The following is a 16,653-nucleotide window of genomic DNA, read 5'->3' as shown; positions in this document are numbered from 1 at the left end:
GTCCGCCCCGGTGGTACCTGGGAGGATGGACGCATGACGGACGTCACCACCCTGCCACCGCTCGTCGCGGCGCTCCCCGCGGCCGACGGCGGCGCCGTCGACCCCGACGAGGTCTACGAGGCGTTCGCCGCCTGGGCGGCCGACGGGGGCCGCCCGCTCTACCCGGCGCAGGACGAAGCGGTCATCGAGCTCGTGTCCGGAGCGAACGTCGTCCTCAGCACCCCCACCGGCACCGGGAAGTCCCTCGTGGCTGCTGGCGCGCACTTCGCGGCGCTCGCCGAGGGCAAGCGCAGCTACTACACGGCGCCGATCAAGGCGCTCGTCTCCGAGAAGTTCTTCCAGCTCGTCGACCTGTTCGGCGCGCAGAACGTCGGCATGGTGACCGGCGACTCGAGCGTCAACGCGGACGCGCCGATCGTGTGCTGCACCGCCGAGATCCTGGCGAACCTGGCGCTCAGGCAGGGCCCGGACGCCGACGTGGACGTCGTCGTGATGGACGAGTTCCACTTCTACGGCGACCCCGACCGCGGGTGGGCGTGGCAGGTACCGCTCCTCGTGCTCGAGCGGGCCCAGTTCCTCCTCATGTCAGCCACGCTCGGCGACGTGACGACCATCGCCGACGACCTGTCCCGGCGGACCGGACGGCCGACGGCGCGCGTCACCGGGGTCTCGCGGCCCGTGCCGCTCGCGTACGAGTACGTGATGACGCCCGTGCAGGAGACCGTCGAACGGCTGCTGGAAGAGGGCAAGGCGCCGATCTACATCGTGCACTTCGCGCAGGCCGCTGCGCTGGAACGGGCGCAGTCGCTCATGTCCGCGAAGGTCGCGTCGCGCGAACGGCGCGATCTCATCGCCGATGCCATCGCCGGGTTCCGCTTCAGCGCCGGGTTCGGGCAGACGCTGTCGCGGCTGATCCGGGCGGGCATCGGTGTGCACCACGCGGGCATGCTGCCGAAGTACCGACGGCTCGTCGAACAGCTCGCCCAGCGCGGGCTGCTGCCGGTGATCTGCGGGACCGACACCCTGGGCGTCGGGATCAACGTGCCGATCCGCGCGGTGCTGTTCACCGGGCTGACGAAGTTCGACGGCACCAAGATGCGGCAGCTGTCCGCACGCGAGTTCCACCAGATCGCCGGCCGTGCCGGACGCGCCGGGTACGACACCGAGGGCGACGTCGTCGCCGAGGCGCCCGAGCACGACATCGAGAACGCCCGGGCCGTCGCCAAGGCCGGCGACGACCCGAAGAAGAAGAACAAGATCAAGCGGAAGAAGGCCCCCGAGGGGTTCGTCTCGTGGGGGCAGGCGTCGTTCGAACGCCTCATCGCCGCCGAACCGGAACCGATGGTGTCCCGGATGCGGATCACCCACGCGATGGTGCTGTCCGTGGTGGCGCGCGGGGGATCGGTGTTCGAGGACGTCCGGTCGCTCGTGTTCGACAACCACGAGCCCCGGGCCCGGCAGCTCGCGATGGCCCGCCGGGCGCTCACCATCGCGCGGACGCTCATCAACGCGCAGGTCATCGAGCGGGTGCCGGGGCCGCCCGTCACGTACCGGCTCACCGTCGACCTGCAGGCGAACTTCGCGCTCAACCAGCCGCTGTCGCCGTTCGCGCTCGCCGCGTTCGAGCTGCTCGACCCCTCCTCGCCGACGTACGCCCTGGACATGGTGTCCGTCGTCGAGGCCACCCTCGACGACCCGCGAGCGATCCTGTCGCAGCAGCAGTTCAAGGAGCGCGGCGAGGCCGTCGCGCGGATGAAGCAGGAGGGGGTCGAGTACGACGAGCGGATGGAACTGCTCGAGGAGGTCACCTGGCCCAAGCCGCTCGACGAGCTGCTGACCGCGGCGTACGAGGCCTACGCCGCCGAGCAGCCGTGGGTCCTCGACTTCGCGCTGTCGCCGAAGGCCGTCGTCCGCGACGTGTACGAGCGTGCGATGACGTTCGGCGACTTCGTGCGGTTCTACCAGCTCACCCGCTCCGAGGGGCTCGTGCTCCGGTACCTCTCCGACGCCTACCGCACCATGCGGCAGACCATCACCGAGGAGCAGCGGACGCCGGAGCTCGACGACCTGATCGAGTGGCTCGGCGAGGTCGTCCGCCAGACCGACTCCTCGCTCGTCGACGAGTGGGAAGCGCTCATGAACGGGGACGTACTGCTCGCCTCGGAGGAGCACGACGAGATCGCGCCGCCGCAGCCCGCGCGCCTGACCGGCAACGTGCGCGCCTTCCGGGTGCTCGTGCGCAACGCGCTGTTCCAGCGGGTGCTGCTGGCCGCCGCCGACGACGTCCCCGGCCTCGCCGCCCTCGACGAGGCGGCGGGCTTCGGCACGGACGCGTGGGACGCCGTGCTCGAGGAGTACTACGACGAGCACGACGCGATCGGGACGGACGGCGACGCCCGTTCCATGCAGTACCTCGTGCTCGACGAAGCCGGCCCGGGGCGCACCTGGCGGGCCCGTCAGATCTTCGCCGACCCCGAGGGCGACAAGGACTTCGGGTTCTCGGCGACGATCGACCTCGACGCCTCGGACGAAGCCGGCGAGGCCGTCGTGCGGGTCACCGAGATCGGACGGTTCGACGGGTGGTCCGAAGTGGACGTGGACTGAGGCACATGGCCGTGACCGTGCGCGACCTCGGCGTCGACGACGTCGACGCGCTGCAGGAGCTGCTCGAGACCGTCCCCGACTACGCCGAGCGGATCACCGGGTACCCGCCCGGCCCCTCGGACGGGCTCAGCGCGCTGTTGTCGGTGCCGGAAGGGTTCGACCCGGACGGCCCTGGCGCCGTCGGGAAGTACGGCATCGGACTGTGGGACGACTCGGAGCTGCTGGCGTTCGCTGACCTGCTGATCGGGTACCCGTCGGCGTCGTTCGCGTTCATCGGCCTGCTGATCGTGCGGGGTGACCGGCAGCAGGAGGGGCTCGGCGCGGTGATGCACGACGCGGTCGTCGAGCGTGCCCGTTCGGCGCCCGGAGTCGCTCGGCTCCGGCTCGGCATCGTCGCGACGAACACGGCGGTCGCGGAACCGTTCTGGCGGGCACTCGGCTACGAGCCGACGGGAGAGCGGAAGCCGTACCGGTACGACCACCTCGAGAGTGCCGTCGCACTGTGGGAACGGCCGCTCTGACGAACGGGTACGTTCGACGCCAGCCCCGGACCGATCGGTCGTGGGGCCATCGAGAGGACACCCCCACCGTGCGCATCGGATCGAGCATCGCCCTGATCGTCATCGGCGCCATCGTGGCGTTCGCCCTGAACATCCAGCTTGCGGGAGTCGACCTGCGGCTGATCGGCTACATCCTGATGGCGGCCGGTGTGGTGCTGCTCATCATCAGCCTTGCGGTGGCCTTCGGCGGACGCCGGACCACCACGACCACCCGCTCGGGTGTCGACCCGGCGTCGGGGGAACAGATCACGCGGCAGGATCGCCGCGACGGCACGTACTGAGTGCCGCGCTCGCCGCGGTCGGTCGTTCGACCGGGCGCAGCGGGCGTGCAGGTCGTCGCGGCGCTGGTCAGAACAGGGTCGCGGGCGGGGTCGCCTCGGGCAGTGCGGCCGGCTCGGTGACCTCGACGCCGGGCCAACCCGGGCCGTGCGGCACGTCGGTGCCCTGCTGGTAGGCCGTCGCCGCACCACGGGCACGGACGTCGGCAGCCTCGTTCATCTCGTGCCCCATGTGGCCGCGCACCCACTCGAACGTGACCTTGCGCCCCTGGAGCTCGGCGTCGAGCTCCTTGATGATCTCGACGTTGAGGACCGGCTTGCCGTCGGCCTTCCGCCAGCCCTTGCGCTTCCAGCCCGCGAGCCACTCGGTGCACGCCTTGATGGCGTACTGGCTGTCGCAGAGGATGTGCAGCGGCTCGCCGGTGTCCTTCGTGGCCCGGAGCAGCTGGAGCACGGCGGTGAGCTCGCCCTGGTTGTTCGTCCCACGGGGCCAGCCACCGGCGGCCCAGCGGTCGTCGTCGACGTACCAGGCCCAGCCGGCGGGGCCGGGGTTGCCGAGGGCTGAGCCGTCTGCTGCGGCGACGATCGTCACGGTGGGACCTCCTGCTGGTGCGAGTGCTGGTCCACCGTAACGGACGGCGCCGACCCCTCAGCGCGCGGCTGCGACGAGGTCGAGCGTGGTGTCCTCGTAGATCCAGCCGTTCTTCCGCACCTGCATCGTCGGGTTGAGCCAGCGGAGTTCGGCGATCGAGATCCCGAAGCGCTTCGCGACGGTGGTCTGGTCGTCGCCGTGGGCCACCCGGTACGTGGTCGGCGTGCCGTGCCCGTCGTAGCGCTTGCCGTCCTGGTCGAACACGTACCCGTAGGCGCCGGGACGGTCCTTCCCGACGACGACCTTCATGTCCGGGAACGGGTTCGGGATCGTCCAGTGGAGCACGCCGAGCCCGAGGACCGAGCCGACCCAGGGACGAGCGGCGTCGTCACCGCTGGTGGACGGCGCGGGCACGAGGACCACGTCGTGCAGGTAGTCGGGGTGCGGCCCGGCCTCGTGCAGGTCGACCGTGGTGGGTGCGGGCTGGTCGGCGGTCCAGGTCGTCGTGGCGACCGCGCCGTTGTCCCAGTAGTCCCCGTACTTCGCGGTCCGACGGAACTCGATGCTCATCGGCTGCGGTTCCGTTGTGCGGTAGCCGGACAGGCGTGCCTCGAACGTGCCGTCGTCGTCGGCGACGACGCGGACGTGGATGCTCGTGTCGCCGCTCTTCGAGACGGCATCGGTCTCGGCGACGACGGTGCCGGCGGGGACGGCGTGTTCGGCCTGCACCTGCTCGGTCCCGGGGGTCGCGTTCGGCGCGGGCGTCCCGCCGCCGTCCACCGACGACTGCCGGGTCGGCTTCGGGACGCTGTCGTCCCCGCCGAACGCCGTGCACCCGGTGAGCAGCAGCCCCGTCACGACCGTCCCGATGATCGCCGCGGTGGCCGTGCGTCCCCGTCGCGGTGCTGCTCGCTGCGTCGTTGCTCGTTGCATCGTCGTTCCCCCTCGCCGAGATCGTAGCGAGCATGCCGGCCTCGGCCCGAGCGCCGTGACCGAACTGGTACCCGGGACCCACGGACTACCGTCCGGGACATGAGCGACAGCATCCCGACGGCACCCGGCCCCGAACCGTCCGACGACCGAGCCCGCACCGACGCCCTGCGCGAGCGGACGCAGCACGACGACGAGCAGGGTTCGGGGGAGCGGGAGCAGCGTGCCGCGGACACCTCGTACAGTCCGTCGAGCGAGCGGGAGACGGAAGCGTCGCAGACCCAGCAGCGGGACCGCGCCGATCTGGAGGAGGACGGCATCGACCCGTCGAGGATCGTCGCGGCCCCGGGGACCGGCGGCGCCGACGACGCGGGTGACGTCGAACCCGAGCCGGGCGACCTCCACCTGCCGTGGCAGTCGGAGGAGGACCGGAAGGCGTAGCGCCTGGGCCACCGAGTCCGGGTGCGGCCTGGATGCGGCCCTCGCTGGACGGTCGAGCGGCTAGGCCACCGAGTCCGGGTGCGAGCCCGTCCGCTGCCCGGACTCGAGCGACGCGATCGCCGCGAGGTCGTCGTCGCTCAGCACGAACCCGTCGACGTCGAGGTTCGACCGGATGCGCGACGGCGTCACGGACTTCGGCAGCACCACCACGCCCTGCTGCACGTTCCACCGCACGAGCACCTGTGCGACGCTCACCCCGTGGGCGTCGGCGATGCGCGTGAGGACCGGCTCGTCGATGAGCCGTCCGCGCCCGAGCGGCGACCACGCCTCGGTCACGATGCCGTGCCGCTGGTGGAAGTCCACCAGGTCGAGCTGCGGCAGCCACGGGTGCCGCTCCACCTGGTTGACGGCCGGCACCTCGCCGGTCTCGCCGATGATGCGCTCGAGGTGCGGCACCTGGAAGTTCGAGACCCCGACACTGCGTGCCCGGCCCGACTCCCGAAGCTCGACGAGTGCCCGCCAGGTGTCGACGTAGCGGTCGTTGGCAGCGGCCGGCCAGTGGATCAGGTAGAGGTCGACGGCGTCGAGTCCGAGGCGCGCGAGGCTCGCGTCGAACGCCCGCAGGGTCGCGTCGCGCCCCTGGTGGTCGTTCCACACCTTGGTGGTCACGAAGACGTCGTCACGGTCCAGCCTGGAGGCACGGATCGCCTTCCCGACGCCCGTCTCGTTGCCGTACATCTCGGCTGTGTCGACGTGGCGGTAGCCGGACTCGAGCGCCAGACCGACGGCCGTCTCCGCTTCGGCGTCGTCGACCTTGTAGACGCCGAAGCCGATCGCGGGGATGGTGGCGCCGTCGCGGAGGGGGACTGAGGTGACCATGCACCCATCCTGCCGATCGTGGCGGGGGTGTGCCGCGCCTCCAGGCCCGCCGGTCGACGACGTTCCGTCCCATAGCGGTCGCAGTGGGAGGCGGACTCGCTCGTAGGAGGTCAGAACTTCCTGCCTCCTACGAGCGATTCGGCTTCCTACGCGCGGAACGGCTTCCTACGCGCGGAACGGCTTCGGGTCAGGTGGGGAGGTTCACCGGCTCGGTGTCGGGGATGGGGCTGGCGTCGCGACCACGCAGGTCGGGCAGCCACCGCTTCGTGACGAGGGGCAGGACGACGCCGACGGCGGCCATCACGGCGCCGACGGTCATGCCGCCGCTCGCACCGTGCACGTCGATGAGGAAGCCGGCCACGGCGGACCCGCCGGCCGCGCCGATGAGCTGCCCGGTCCCCATCCAGCCGTAGGCCTCGGCCGTGTCCGAGAACTTCACCGTCGCGGACACCGAGCCGAACATGACCGCGAGGGCCGGCGCGATGCCCGCACCCGCGATGACGAGGGCGAAGCAGAGCCACCAGAAGTTCGTGCCGCCGACGGCGAGGGCCAGGCCGACGAAGACGATCGCCATGCGGGTCCACAGCGTGTTCTGCGAGATGGGACGGTGGCCGAGTGCCAGGCCGCCGATCAGGGAGCCGACCGCGAACACGGCGAGGACGATGCCGGCGTTCGGGCTGCCCTCGCCGAAGACGCTCGTGACGCTGGCCTCGACCGCGGCACACGCCCCGATGAGCAGCAGGCCGGTGAGGGTCGCCACGACCACCGACGGGCGCCTGAGCACGACACCGAACGCGCGCTTGGAGCGGGGGATGCGCACACGGCCGAGCTCGGGGGAGGCGATGAACCACGTGCCGCCGACGACGAGGAAGACCATCGCGACGACGATCGCCTGGACCGTGCCGACCTGCGTGGCGACGAACGTCGTGATGACCGGGCCGGCGACCCAGATGAGCTCCTGCGCGCTGGCGTCGAGGGAGAAGAGGGGAGTGAGCTGCGACGAGGTCACCATCTTCGGGTAGATGGTGCGCACCGCGGGCTGCACGGGCGGGACCGCCAGGCCGCCGAGGAAGCCGACGACGACGTAGCCCCACAGCGGCATGAGGACGAACGCGACGACGCCCATGCTCACGAGCGCGACGAGGCTGGTGAGGAGGAGGACGGGCCGCATGCCCCAGCTGCCCATCCACCGGCTGGTCAGCGGACCCGCGAGCGCCTGCCCGACGCTCGTGGTGGCGAGGACGAGCCCGGCCGCCCCGTAGGAGTGGAACACGTGCTCGACGTGGAGCAGGTAGGCGAGCGACAGCATGCCGAACGGGAAGCGTGCGGTGAGCTGCGCGGCGATGACGCGACCGACTCCGGGGGTCTTCAGCAGGGGTCCGTACGTGCTCACGGGACGAGTGTACGGACCGGGCGGATCGGGGTGTCACCCGTCCGGGGGAGGCGGTGGATCGACCGTCCGGATCGCCCCCTGTGGAGGACGCACGCGACACGCCGAGGTCGAGTCTCCACACCGGGGGACAATCTGCTCCACAAGGTGTGGATGGATGTCAGAGGTCGGTGCGAGAGTGGCGGAAATCCGGCCTTCGGGACGGGGTCACAGACCATCCACACTGTGGACGGCCTGTGGAGAACTACACGGCTGTAACACTTTCTCTTGTGGTCGCTCGCGCTGTCGGCCACTAGATGTAGTATCGAGTCACCGGAAAGCACTCGCCCCGGAACTGCGCCCAGTCGGCTTCGACGGGCACCGTTCACCAGGCGCAGAGACGCCGGCCCACAGGCACCAGAACAACCACCACAGCAACAGCAGAACCAGGGGAGATCATGGCCGTCACCGTCTACACCAAGCCGTCCTGCGTCCAGTGCACCGCGACGTACCGCGCGCTCGACAACAAGGGCATCGAGTACGAAGTGCACGACGTCTCCACCGACGAAGCCGCGCTCGAGCACGTCAAGAGCCTCGGCTACATGCAGGCCCCCGTCGTCGTCACCGATGACGACCACTGGTCGGGCTTCCGTCCCGACAAGATCGCGACCCTCAGCGCCGAACTGGCGTAAGGCGTCTGCCGTCCGGCGGACGGTGACCGAGCTCGTTCAGGACGCTCGGCCCGCCGCCGCCGGACACCCCGGTCCGTCTGTCCGCACCTTCTCACCCGGAGGGGCACCATGAGCCGACTGGTCTACTTCTCGAGCGTGTCCGGGTACACCGCGCGCTTCGTCGAGAAGCTCGGCCGCGACGCGGACCGGATCCCGCTCTACCCGAGCGAGCCCTTCCTCCACGTGGACGAGCCGTACGTGCTGTTCCTGCCCACCTACGGTGGCGGCAACGGTGAGGGCGCGGTCCCCAAGCAGGTCATCAAGTTCCTCAACGACGCCCACAACCGCTCGCTCATCCGCGGCGTGGTCGTCGGCGGCAACACGAACTTCGGCGAGGCCTACGGTCTCGCCGGGGACGTCATCGCGCAGAAGTGCAACGTCCCCCTTCTCTACCGTTTCGAACTCTTCGGGACCCCTGACGACGTGTCGGCGGTCAACTCAGGATTGGATGCATTTTGGACGCAGCAGTTGCAGACGTCGATCTGACGTCGCCGCAGACGGGGATGGACTACCACTCCCTCAACGCGATGCTCAACCTCTACGACGCGGACGGGAACATCCAGTTCGACAAGGATCGTGAGGCCGCCAAGCAGTTCTTCCTGCAGCACGTCAACCAGAACACCGTCTTCTTCCACAACCTGAAGGAGCGGCTCGACTACCTGGTCGAGAACGAGTACTACGAGCGCGAGACGATCGACATGTACTCGCTCGAGTTCATCCAGAAGCTCAACGACCTGGCCTACTCGAAGAAGTTCCGGTTCCAGACGTTCCTCGGCGCGTTCAAGTACTACACGAGCTACACGCTCAAGACGTTCGACGGCAAGCGTTACCTCGAGCGCTTCGAGGACCGCGTCGTGATGAGCGCCCTCGGCCTGGCCCAGGGCAACGAGCAGCTCGCGATCGACCTCGTCGAGGAGATCATCTCCGGTCGCTTCCAGCCCGCGACGCCGACGTTCCTCAACACCGCGAAGGCCCAGCGCGGCGAGCTCGTCTCCTGCTTCCTCCTCCGCATCGAGGACAACATGGAGTCGATCTCGCGCGGCATCAACTCCTCGCTGCAGCTCTCGAAGCGCGGCGGCGGCGTGGCACTGCTCCTCTCCAACATCCGCGAGGCCGGCGCACCGATCAAGCAGATCGAGAACCAGTCCTCGGGCATCATCCCCGTGATGAAGCTGCTGGAAGACTCCTTCTCCTACGCGAACCAGCTCGGCGCGCGTCAGGGCGCTGGCGCCGTCTACCTGTCGGCGCACCACCCCGACATCATGAAGTTCCTCGACACCAAGCGCGAGAACGCCGACGAGAAGATCCGCATCAAGACGCTGTCGCTCGGCGTCGTCGTGCCGGACATCACGTTCGAGCTCGCGAAGAACAACGAGGACATGTACCTGTTCTCGCCGTACGACGTCGAGAAGGTCTACGGCGTCCCCTTCGGCGACGTCCCGATCTCCGAGAACTACCGCGCGATGGTCGACGACTCGCGCATCAAGAAGACGAAGATCAAGGCGCGTGACTTCTTCACGACCATCGCCGAGATCCAGTTCGAGTCGGGTTACCCGTACATCGTGTTCGAGGACACGGTGAACAAAGCCAACCCGATCAAGGGTCGGATCAACATGTCCAACCTGTGCTCGGAGATCCTGCAGGTCAACACCCCGACCACCTTCAACGAGGACCTCTCGTACAAGGAGATCGGCAAGGACATCTCCTGCAACCTCGGCTCGCTGAACATCGCGCTGACGATGGACTCGCCGGACTTCGGCAAGACCATCGAGACCGCCATCCGCGGCCTGACCTCGGTCTCGCAGATGTCGCACATCAACTCGGTGCGTTCCGTCGAGGACGGCAATGACAAGTCGCACGCCATCGGCCTCGGCCAGATGAACCTGCACGGCTACCTCGCTCGTGAGCGCGTCTACTACGGCTCCGAAGAGGGCATCGACTTCACGAACATCTACTTCTACACGGTGCTGTTCCACGCCCTGCGCGCGTCGAACAAGATCGCGATCGAGACCGGCGAGACCTTCGACGGCTTCCGCGACTCGAAGTACGCGTCGGGTGAGTTCTTCGACAAGTACACCGACCAGGCCTGGACGCCGGCGACCGCCCGTGTCGCCTCGCTGTTCGACAACGCGAGCATCACGATCCCGACGCAGGACGACTGGAAGGCGCTGAAGGCGTCCATCCAGGAGCACGGCATCTACAACCAGAACCTGCAGGCCGTCCCGCCGACCGGTTCGATCTCGTACATCAACCACTCGACGTCGTCGATCCACCCGATCGCGTCGAAGATCGAGATCCGCAAGGAAGGCAAGCTCGGCCGCGTCTACTACCCGGCGCCGTTCATGACGAACGACAACCTGGACTACTACCAGGACGCGTACGAGATCGGCCCGGAGAAGATCATCGACACGTACGCCGCGGCGACGCAGCACGTGGACCAGGGCCTGTCCCTGACGCTGTTCTTCAAGGACACCGCCACCACGCGCGACATCAACAAGGCGCAGATCTACGCATGGCGCAAGGGCATCAAGACGATCTACTACATCCGTCTCCGCCAGCTCGCGCTCGAGGGCACCGAGGTCGAGGGCTGCGTGTCCTGCATGCTCTGATCGCTCACGCGATCACCTTTGGACTGGAGGCGCGGGGCGGCCCCGCACCGCGCCTCCAGTCCGTCACTTAGTCACCATCTCTTGAAGGAAACGTGCGTTGGTCGAGAAGCTGAAGCTCATTGATCGGGTCCAGGCCATCAACTGGAACCGCATCCAGGACGACAAGGACGTCGAGGTCTGGAACCGCCTCGTCAACAACTTCTGGCTGCCCGAGAAGGTGCCGCTGTCGAACGACGTGCAGTCGTGGAACACGCTCACGCCGGCCGAGCAGAAGCTCACCATGCGCGTCTTCACCGGCCTGACCCTGCTGGACACCATCCAGGGCACCGTCGGCGCCGTGTCGCTCATCCCCGACGCGGTCACCCCGCACGAGGAAGCCGTCTACACGAACATCGCGTTCATGGAGTCGGTGCACGCCAAGTCCTACTCGTCGATCTTCTCGACCCTCGCGTCGACCCCCGAGATCGACGAAGCCTTCCGCTGGTCTGAAGAGAACCCGAACCTGCAGAAGAAGGCGTCCATCGTCATGGACTACTACCAGGGCGACCAGCCGCTGAAGCGCAAGGTCGCTTCGACGCTGCTCGAGTCGTTCCTGTTCTACTCGGGCTTCTACCTGCCGATGCACTGGTCCTCGCGCGCGAAGCTGACCAACACCGCCGACCTGATCCGCCTGATCATCCGTGACGAAGCCGTCCACGGGTACTACATCGGGTACAAGTACCAGAAGGGCCTCGAGCAGCTCACGCAGGCCGAGCGCGACGAGCTCAAGGACTACACGTTCTCGCTGCTGTTCGAGCTGTACGAGAACGAGGTGCAGTACACGCAGGACCTCTACGACGAGGTCGGGCTGACCGAGGACGTCAAGAAGTTCCTGCACTACAACGCCAACAAGGCGCTGATGAACCTGGGCTACGAGCCGATGTTCCCGAAGAACATCACGGACGTGAACCCGGCGATCCTGTCCGCCCTGTCGCCGAACGCCGACGAGAACCACGACTTCTTCTCGGGGTCGGGGTCGTCGTACGTGATCGGCAAGGCCGTGAACACTGAGGACGAGGACTGGGACTTCTGAGTCTGGTCTGACTCGTGGGGATGCCCCGCTGGCTTCGGCTGGCGGGGCGTTCTGCGTTGCCGGGTGCCGGCTTACATGGGCACCTCGTCGGATCTGAATCGCGCGGTCTAGGCGAAACGGACGTGCTCCAACCATCCCGTCGATCGCTGGGTGTCACCGGAGAGACTATATTCGGACGCTGCGAGAGAGAAAGACCTGCTCAGTGGCCTGCTTGGCATCCGCGCGATAAGTTTGTCACCGATGCATCGCGGTGCCAGATCCCGCCCCGCGGTGACGCATTGTCCGTTGTCGCATGCCGACCGTAGGGTCTGACGCACAAACTGAGGTGAGGAGACATCATGGCCAGGACGGTTTTTTATAGCTTCCACTACAAGCAGGATGTTCACAGAGTGCAACTCGTGGAGAAGATCGGTGCATTAGAGGGGCAGCCGATTCTAAATTCGCAGGATTGGGAGAGCATCCAGGCCCGAGGTGAGAACGCCATCCAAGAGTGGATCGACGATCAGATGAGGTACAAGCGGGCCGTGGTTGTACTGATCGGCCGCTACACCTCCCAGCGACCTTGGGTTCGGTACGAAATCGAGAAGGCCTGGGCAGACCAGCGCCCGCTGCTGGGTATCCGCATCCACGGGATCTCCTCAATGGGCTCTGTCGACGCGGAGGGTGCTAACCCGTTCGACGTGGCCGACGTCCCTAGCCACTCGATTCCAGTCTTCGACCCCACTCGGCGGGACTGGGCTGGGAACATTGATTCGAAGTCCACCTACAACTACCTCGTCGAGAACATCGAGTCATGGTCCGCGCAAGGTGCGACGGCCTAACGAGATGGACAAGTGCGCGTTTTGCCGGATCGCTCTGGGTGAGGACCCGGACGCCATCGTGCTTTACGAGGATGAAAAGACGATCGCGTTCGTTCCCCTGCAACCTGCGACTCGGGGTCATGCGCTCGTCATACCCAAGACCCATACCTCTCGGCTGTGGGAGTTGGGGACCGAGGACGCAGCCGCTGTGATGAGCACGGTAGTTGCGGTGGCAAAGTCACTCCGGTATTCCCTTCACCCGAAGGGGATCAACGTGATTCAGTCCAATGGGTCGGCGGCAACACAAACAGTCAATCACGTGCACGTGCATTTGGTGCCGCGATGGAAGCGAGACCGACTGGTTCTGCGCTGGCCCCGCAAAGCGGCGGAATCACGGGATCAGCAGCGCGCTACCGCCGCCACTATCCGGGGCGGGCTGCAGGGGAGAAGCTTCGTCTCACCACTTCTGGTCAGCTCCCCAGAGGACCGACGTCAACACCTGAGCTTCATCCAAGGTGTCATCTCGAGAATGGCGTCCGCATCTGCGTCTGCAAAAACATGGCTGCTTCCGATCATTACCGCTGCATACGGATATGCTTTCGTAGAGCATAGTTGGCCGATTGCGGTCTTAGGGATGGCCGCGGTGGCGGTGTTCGCTTTGCTTGACGCGAACTACCTCAAACAAGAACGTTCTTTTCGCGCCCTTTACGATCGTGTTGCCAGCGGGGGTGCGATACCACCGTTCGCGATGAATCCGACCGTCGCTGGCCCCGACGACCGCACGGAAGTCAACTACTGGCCCGACGCGCAGGACTGGAAATCCTGGGCGATCGCCCCGTTCTATCTCCCCTTCCTTTTCGTCGGCGGCACACTTGTCACGTACATCCTGAGTATTTGCTGAAAACTCGCCGGTCCTCTCGACGAAGCTCCTTGTGAGGCGCAGCGGTCTCGGGGGCTGGCGACTCTTCACCCTTGGACGCGGTCCAACATCAGCCCAGTCGAGACCGGCCCAGCACATGGACGTGCCAGCTATGCTGCCTGTCGTACCTATATCGCCATCGATCCACGGAGTATCTTTCCTCCCCAGAGGTCGACTAGGGCTACAAGTTGTCAGCAGTTCCGCGTATCCTAAGGAAATGCGGTAGCCCCTACGCTGCCGCTCCGATCTAGGGGGTTTCATGCGTAAGGTATTCTTCAGTTTTCACTTCGAACGCGACGCTTGGCGGGTAGGCCAGGTGCGAAACAGCAACGTTGTTGGCGAAGGGTTCGTCAACCCGTATTACGACCGCGCCGCGTGGGAGACTATCAAGAAAGGTAGTGATGCGGCCATCAAGAAGTGGATTGATGGTCAAATCAAGGGCACTTCCGTGACGGCTGTGTTAATTGGGAGTGAGACCGCTAGCCGCAAGTGGGTCCAGTATGAAATTGAAGAAACGATCCGGCAAGGGCATGGGCTGATTGGAATTGATATCAGCAAAATCAAGGATAAAGACTTGCAGACAGATCCTACAGGCGTTAACCCGCTGCCTGTAGGAACGCCTTACTACGCCTGGAACAGGGATAACGGTCGCGAGAATCTGGGAACCTGGATCGAAGAGGCGGCGAAGTAACTAGATCGTCTCAACCATGTGAGTATGTACTTGGTTGGTGCTGGCGTCCGGCGCGGTCGTCCATGCCGAAAGAGTCAACTCCGAAAAAGCCACTGCCGACGTCTACGCCCTCGCGAAACCACTTCACGCCGCTGGCGAGATTGTCAATGCGCTCATCCGGCAGGAACGGGCCCGCTTATTGTTTGCCTGATCCGCCCCTCCGCCACCGCCCGCACCGCCGCATCCGGATGGTGCCCGAAGATCGCCAACTCCACCCACAGGTCGTAGAACGCCAGTCGCGCCGAGAGCGACGGACGCGCGAACAACTCCGGGTACGCCTCCTCCAACCACCCCGCCACCGGAGCCAACGACGCAGCATCGAGCCCCCGCGACGACGGCGTCGGCGGGAACTCCTCCGGCCGCGAACACCACCGCAGGATCGTGTCGAGCTCGACGTCCGCGGGCTGCGCCACGGCCTCGGCGAAGTCGATCAACCCCGTGACCTTCCCGTCGTCGACCATGATGTTCGACCCGTGCAGGTCCCCGTGGACGAGCACGTGCGGATCCGCGTCGAACAGTGGCAAGTGGGATGAAACCCAAGAAGCGAGCGACGGGGAGGAAAGCCCGGCGGTCGCCGCATCCTCGACGAGCGACATTGCCGCACCCACGACCGACGGGTGGTACGCCGGCCACGACCCGCCCTCCAACGCTCCGCGGAGCCACGGCGGCATCAGCCCAGCGGGAGCCGGCACGCGGTGGAGCGCACGCAACGCGTCCCCGAGCGTGTGGATGATCGACCGACGCTCGGCGACCGAGGCAGTCGGCCATGTGTCGTGCAGTGTCCGACCGGGCAAGCGAGAGGACACGTACCACGAACCCTCAGCCGAGGTCCCGTGCGCGATGTGCCGAGCGTGCGGCACGTCCGTCCCGGCAAGCAACGCCACGACGGACGCCTCGTGTTCGTATGCGCTCGCCGCCGCGGCGTCACCGACCCGCACGACGTACGACGACCCGACCCACGCCCGACTGACCCACCCACCCTTCACCTCGTAGTGTCCATCGGACGGCAGGCCGGCGGCAGCGAGCACCGCGGCCAACGAGCCTGACACGCTCACGTCGACTGCCGCGGCACCAGGAAGCACTCCGCCGTCCTGACCCCGCCCTCGACGGCCTCCCCGCCGATCTTCCGCATGAGCAGGTCCGCCGCCTGCCGTCCGACCTCGCGCAGGTTGAGGTCGACTGACGTGATCGAAGGCCGCGCAGCGTCGGTGATCACGCTCCAGTTGTCGACCCCGACAACCCCGACCTGTGTCGGCACGGCGATCCCCGCTTCGCGCAGGCAGTCGACGACGCCCCGGGCGATCTGGTCGCTCGTGCAGAACACCCCGTCGAACTCGGTGCCGAGCAGTCGCGTGGCAGCTTCGTACCCCCACCGCTCGCTCCACTCGCCGTACAGGGCGTCGCCACCGGCGAGCGTCGCCCCCGCGGCAGCGATGGCGCGTTTGGCGCTCTCGACACGGTGCGAGCTGGCAGTGTGCCGGCGCGCGCCCGAGATCACCGCGATGGAGCGTCGGCCGGAGCCGATCAGGTGGTCGATCGCGCGGGCGGCGCCGGCTTCGTCGTCCGGCACGATGGAGACGTCGTCGGGGTCCAGCGACGGTGAGAGGGCGTACACGGCGGGCACGCCGAGCAGCCCGGTGATCGAGGGCCGCGGGTCGCTCGAGCGACCGGTCACGACGATCCCGTCGACGCGCTGGTTCAGGAACGTCTGCACGTAGTGCGCCTCGCGGATGGGGTCGCCGCGGCTCTCGGCGAGCAGCATCGACACCTCGCCCGGCCCGAAGGTGTCCTCGGCTCCGGTGAGGATCGGGATGGTGAACCGTCCGTAGGCGTCGGTGGAGAGCACCCCGACCAGGAAGGACCGGCCTGGAGGCGCGGCTCGCGTCTCGGCGCGCACGCTCAGTCCCAGCTCGGTCGCCGCTGCAGCGACGCGTTGCCGCGTCCCCTCGGCGATCTGCCCACGCCCGTTGAGGACCTTGGAGACGGTTCCGACGGAGACGCCGGTCTGGGCGGCGACGTCGGCGAGCGTCACCTCACGTCGGTTGACCACGGCGTCCTCCTTGCGATGCGAGCGTACGGCACTCGGCAAACCTTGCCGCATCACGATTGAGACGTCAAGCATTGACACGGCCCGTGGTG

At 67.0% G+C, this 16,653-nt stretch carries 17 protein-coding genes; 11 read left to right on the top strand and 6 right to left on the bottom strand.

Annotation, left to right across the window (positions count from 1 at the left end):
* Positions 1-33: 33 nt before the first annotated feature.
* From EDF64_RS15915 to EDF64_RS15905, 3 genes are all read left to right on the top strand, one after another.
* Complete coding sequence (locus tag EDF64_RS15915; RefSeq protein WP_133520935.1) at positions 34-2,604, top strand: DEAD/DEAH box helicase; 2,571 nt, start codon at positions 34-36, stop codon at positions 2,602-2,604.
* A 5-nt stretch (positions 2,605-2,609) separates the two neighbouring features.
* On the top strand, positions 2,610-3,125 hold the full coding sequence (locus EDF64_RS15910; protein WP_133520934.1) for a GNAT family N-acetyltransferase: 516 nt from the start codon (positions 2,610-2,612) through the stop codon (positions 3,123-3,125).
* Between the two features lie 68 nt (positions 3,126-3,193).
* The gene (locus EDF64_RS15905; protein ID WP_071291234.1) at positions 3,194-3,445 is read left to right on the top strand and encodes a DUF6458 family protein; all 252 of its coding nucleotides are present in this window, start codon (positions 3,194-3,196) and stop codon (positions 3,443-3,445) included.
* Between the two features lie 67 nt (positions 3,446-3,512).
* Here EDF64_RS15905 and EDF64_RS15900 read toward each other — a convergent pair whose 3' ends face one another.
* Both EDF64_RS15900 and EDF64_RS15895 read right to left on the bottom strand, forming a co-directional pair.
* Positions 3,513-4,034 (bottom strand): ribonuclease H family protein, encoded by a 522-nt coding sequence (locus EDF64_RS15900; RefSeq protein ID WP_133520933.1) that lies wholly within the window; start codon positions 4,032-4,034, stop codon positions 3,513-3,515.
* 57 nt (positions 4,035-4,091) lie between these two features.
* On the bottom strand, positions 4,092-4,967 hold the full coding sequence (locus EDF64_RS15895; RefSeq protein WP_133520932.1) for a LysM peptidoglycan-binding domain-containing protein: 876 nt from the start codon (positions 4,965-4,967) through the stop codon (positions 4,092-4,094).
* A gap of 99 nt (positions 4,968-5,066) precedes the next feature.
* On the opposite strand from EDF64_RS15895, the gene EDF64_RS15890 reads away from it, so the two are divergent.
* A complete protein-coding gene (locus EDF64_RS15890; RefSeq protein WP_133520931.1) occupies positions 5,067-5,405 on the top strand; it encodes a hypothetical protein in 339 nt (112 codons plus the stop codon).
* A 60-nt stretch (positions 5,406-5,465) separates the two neighbouring features.
* On the opposite strand, the gene EDF64_RS15885 is transcribed toward EDF64_RS15890, so the two are convergent.
* A complete protein-coding gene (locus EDF64_RS15885) occupies positions 5,466-6,284 on the bottom strand; it encodes an aldo/keto reductase (RefSeq protein ID WP_133520930.1) in 819 nt (272 codons plus the stop codon).
* A gap of 187 nt (positions 6,285-6,471) precedes the next feature.
* A complete protein-coding gene (locus EDF64_RS15880) occupies positions 6,472-7,677 on the bottom strand; it encodes an MFS transporter (protein ID WP_133520929.1) in 1,206 nt (401 codons plus the stop codon).
* Between the two features lie 434 nt (positions 7,678-8,111).
* Between EDF64_RS15880 and nrdH the strand changes: the two genes are divergently transcribed.
* The 7 genes from nrdH (at position 8,112) to EDF64_RS15845 (ending at position 14,475) form a co-directional block, all read left to right on the top strand.
* Positions 8,112-8,345, top strand: coding sequence for a glutaredoxin-like protein NrdH (gene nrdH, locus EDF64_RS15875; RefSeq protein WP_017886897.1), 234 nt, complete (start codon positions 8,112-8,114; stop codon positions 8,343-8,345).
* 108 nt (positions 8,346-8,453) lie between these two features.
* Entirely contained in the window at positions 8,454-8,870 is a 417-nt protein-coding gene (gene nrdI / locus EDF64_RS15870; RefSeq protein ID WP_133520928.1) for a class Ib ribonucleoside-diphosphate reductase assembly flavoprotein NrdI, read from the top strand.
* Positions 8,871-8,887: 17 nt separating this feature from the next.
* Positions 8,888-10,993, top strand: a complete 2,106-nt coding sequence (gene nrdE, locus EDF64_RS15865; protein WP_133520927.1) for a class 1b ribonucleoside-diphosphate reductase subunit alpha — start codon at positions 8,888-8,890, stop codon at positions 10,991-10,993.
* A 97-nt stretch (positions 10,994-11,090) separates the two neighbouring features.
* Complete coding sequence (gene nrdF, locus EDF64_RS15860; RefSeq protein ID WP_022906554.1) at positions 11,091-12,065, top strand: class 1b ribonucleoside-diphosphate reductase subunit beta; 975 nt, start codon at positions 11,091-11,093, stop codon at positions 12,063-12,065.
* Positions 12,066-12,403: 338 nt separating this feature from the next.
* Positions 12,404-12,886, top strand: a complete 483-nt coding sequence (locus tag EDF64_RS15855) for a TIR domain-containing protein (RefSeq protein ID WP_243736422.1) — start codon at positions 12,404-12,406, stop codon at positions 12,884-12,886.
* A gap of 4 nt (positions 12,887-12,890) precedes the next feature.
* On the top strand, positions 12,891-13,766 hold the full coding sequence (locus EDF64_RS15850; protein ID WP_133520925.1) for an HIT family protein: 876 nt from the start codon (positions 12,891-12,893) through the stop codon (positions 13,764-13,766).
* 277 nt (positions 13,767-14,043) lie between these two features.
* Entirely contained in the window at positions 14,044-14,475 is a 432-nt protein-coding gene (locus EDF64_RS15845) for a TIR domain-containing protein (RefSeq protein ID WP_133520924.1), read from the top strand.
* A 152-nt stretch (positions 14,476-14,627) separates the two neighbouring features.
* Here EDF64_RS15845 and EDF64_RS15840 read toward each other — a convergent pair whose 3' ends face one another.
* Positions 14,628-15,500: a phosphotransferase gene (locus EDF64_RS15840; protein WP_133520957.1), complete on the bottom strand. Its 873-nt coding sequence runs from the start codon at positions 15,498-15,500 to the stop codon at positions 14,628-14,630.
* A 65-nt stretch (positions 15,501-15,565) separates the two neighbouring features.
* Positions 15,566-16,564, bottom strand: a complete 999-nt coding sequence (locus EDF64_RS15835) for a LacI family DNA-binding transcriptional regulator (protein ID WP_166645775.1) — start codon at positions 16,562-16,564, stop codon at positions 15,566-15,568.
* Positions 16,565-16,653 lie beyond the last annotated feature (89 nt).

Origin of the sequence: Curtobacterium flaccumfaciens (assembly GCF_004361695.1) — a bacterium.
GTDB classification, from domain to species: domain Bacteria; phylum Actinomycetota; class Actinomycetes; order Actinomycetales; family Microbacteriaceae; genus Curtobacterium; species Curtobacterium flaccumfaciens_B.
The sequence above is the reverse complement of the archived record's forward strand: the minus strand, read 5'-3'. Positions and strand labels throughout refer to the sequence as shown.

What these genes read in the sequence shown, in the direction of transcription:
- EDF64_RS15915 (WP_133520935.1), top strand. Translation starts at nt 34, where the DNA reads ATGACGGACGTCACCACCCTGCCACCGCTCGTCGCGGCGCTCCCCGCG.
- EDF64_RS15910 (WP_133520934.1), top strand. Translation starts at nt 2,610, where the DNA reads ATGGCCGTGACCGTGCGCGACCTCGGCGTCGACGACGTCGACGCGCTG.
- EDF64_RS15895 (WP_133520932.1), bottom strand. Translation starts at nt 4,967, where the DNA reads ATGCAACGAGCAACGACGCAGCGAGCAGCACCGCGACGGGGACGCACG.
- EDF64_RS15890 (WP_133520931.1), top strand. Translation starts at nt 5,067, where the DNA reads ATGAGCGACAGCATCCCGACGGCACCCGGCCCCGAACCGTCCGACGAC.
- EDF64_RS15885 (WP_133520930.1), bottom strand. Translation starts at nt 6,284, where the DNA reads ATGGTCACCTCAGTCCCCCTCCGCGACGGCGCCACCATCCCCGCGATC.
- nrdH (WP_017886897.1), top strand. Translation starts at nt 8,112, where the DNA reads ATGGCCGTCACCGTCTACACCAAGCCGTCCTGCGTCCAGTGCACCGCG.
- nrdI (WP_133520928.1), top strand. Translation starts at nt 8,454, where the DNA reads ATGAGCCGACTGGTCTACTTCTCGAGCGTGTCCGGGTACACCGCGCGC.
- nrdE (WP_133520927.1), top strand. Translation starts at nt 8,888, where the DNA reads ATGGACTACCACTCCCTCAACGCGATGCTCAACCTCTACGACGCGGAC.
- EDF64_RS15855 (WP_243736422.1), top strand. Translation starts at nt 12,404, where the DNA reads ATGGCCAGGACGGTTTTTTATAGCTTCCACTACAAGCAGGATGTTCAC.
- EDF64_RS15850 (WP_133520925.1), top strand. Translation starts at nt 12,891, where the DNA reads ATGGACAAGTGCGCGTTTTGCCGGATCGCTCTGGGTGAGGACCCGGAC.
- EDF64_RS15845 (WP_133520924.1), top strand. Translation starts at nt 14,044, where the DNA reads ATGCGTAAGGTATTCTTCAGTTTTCACTTCGAACGCGACGCTTGGCGG.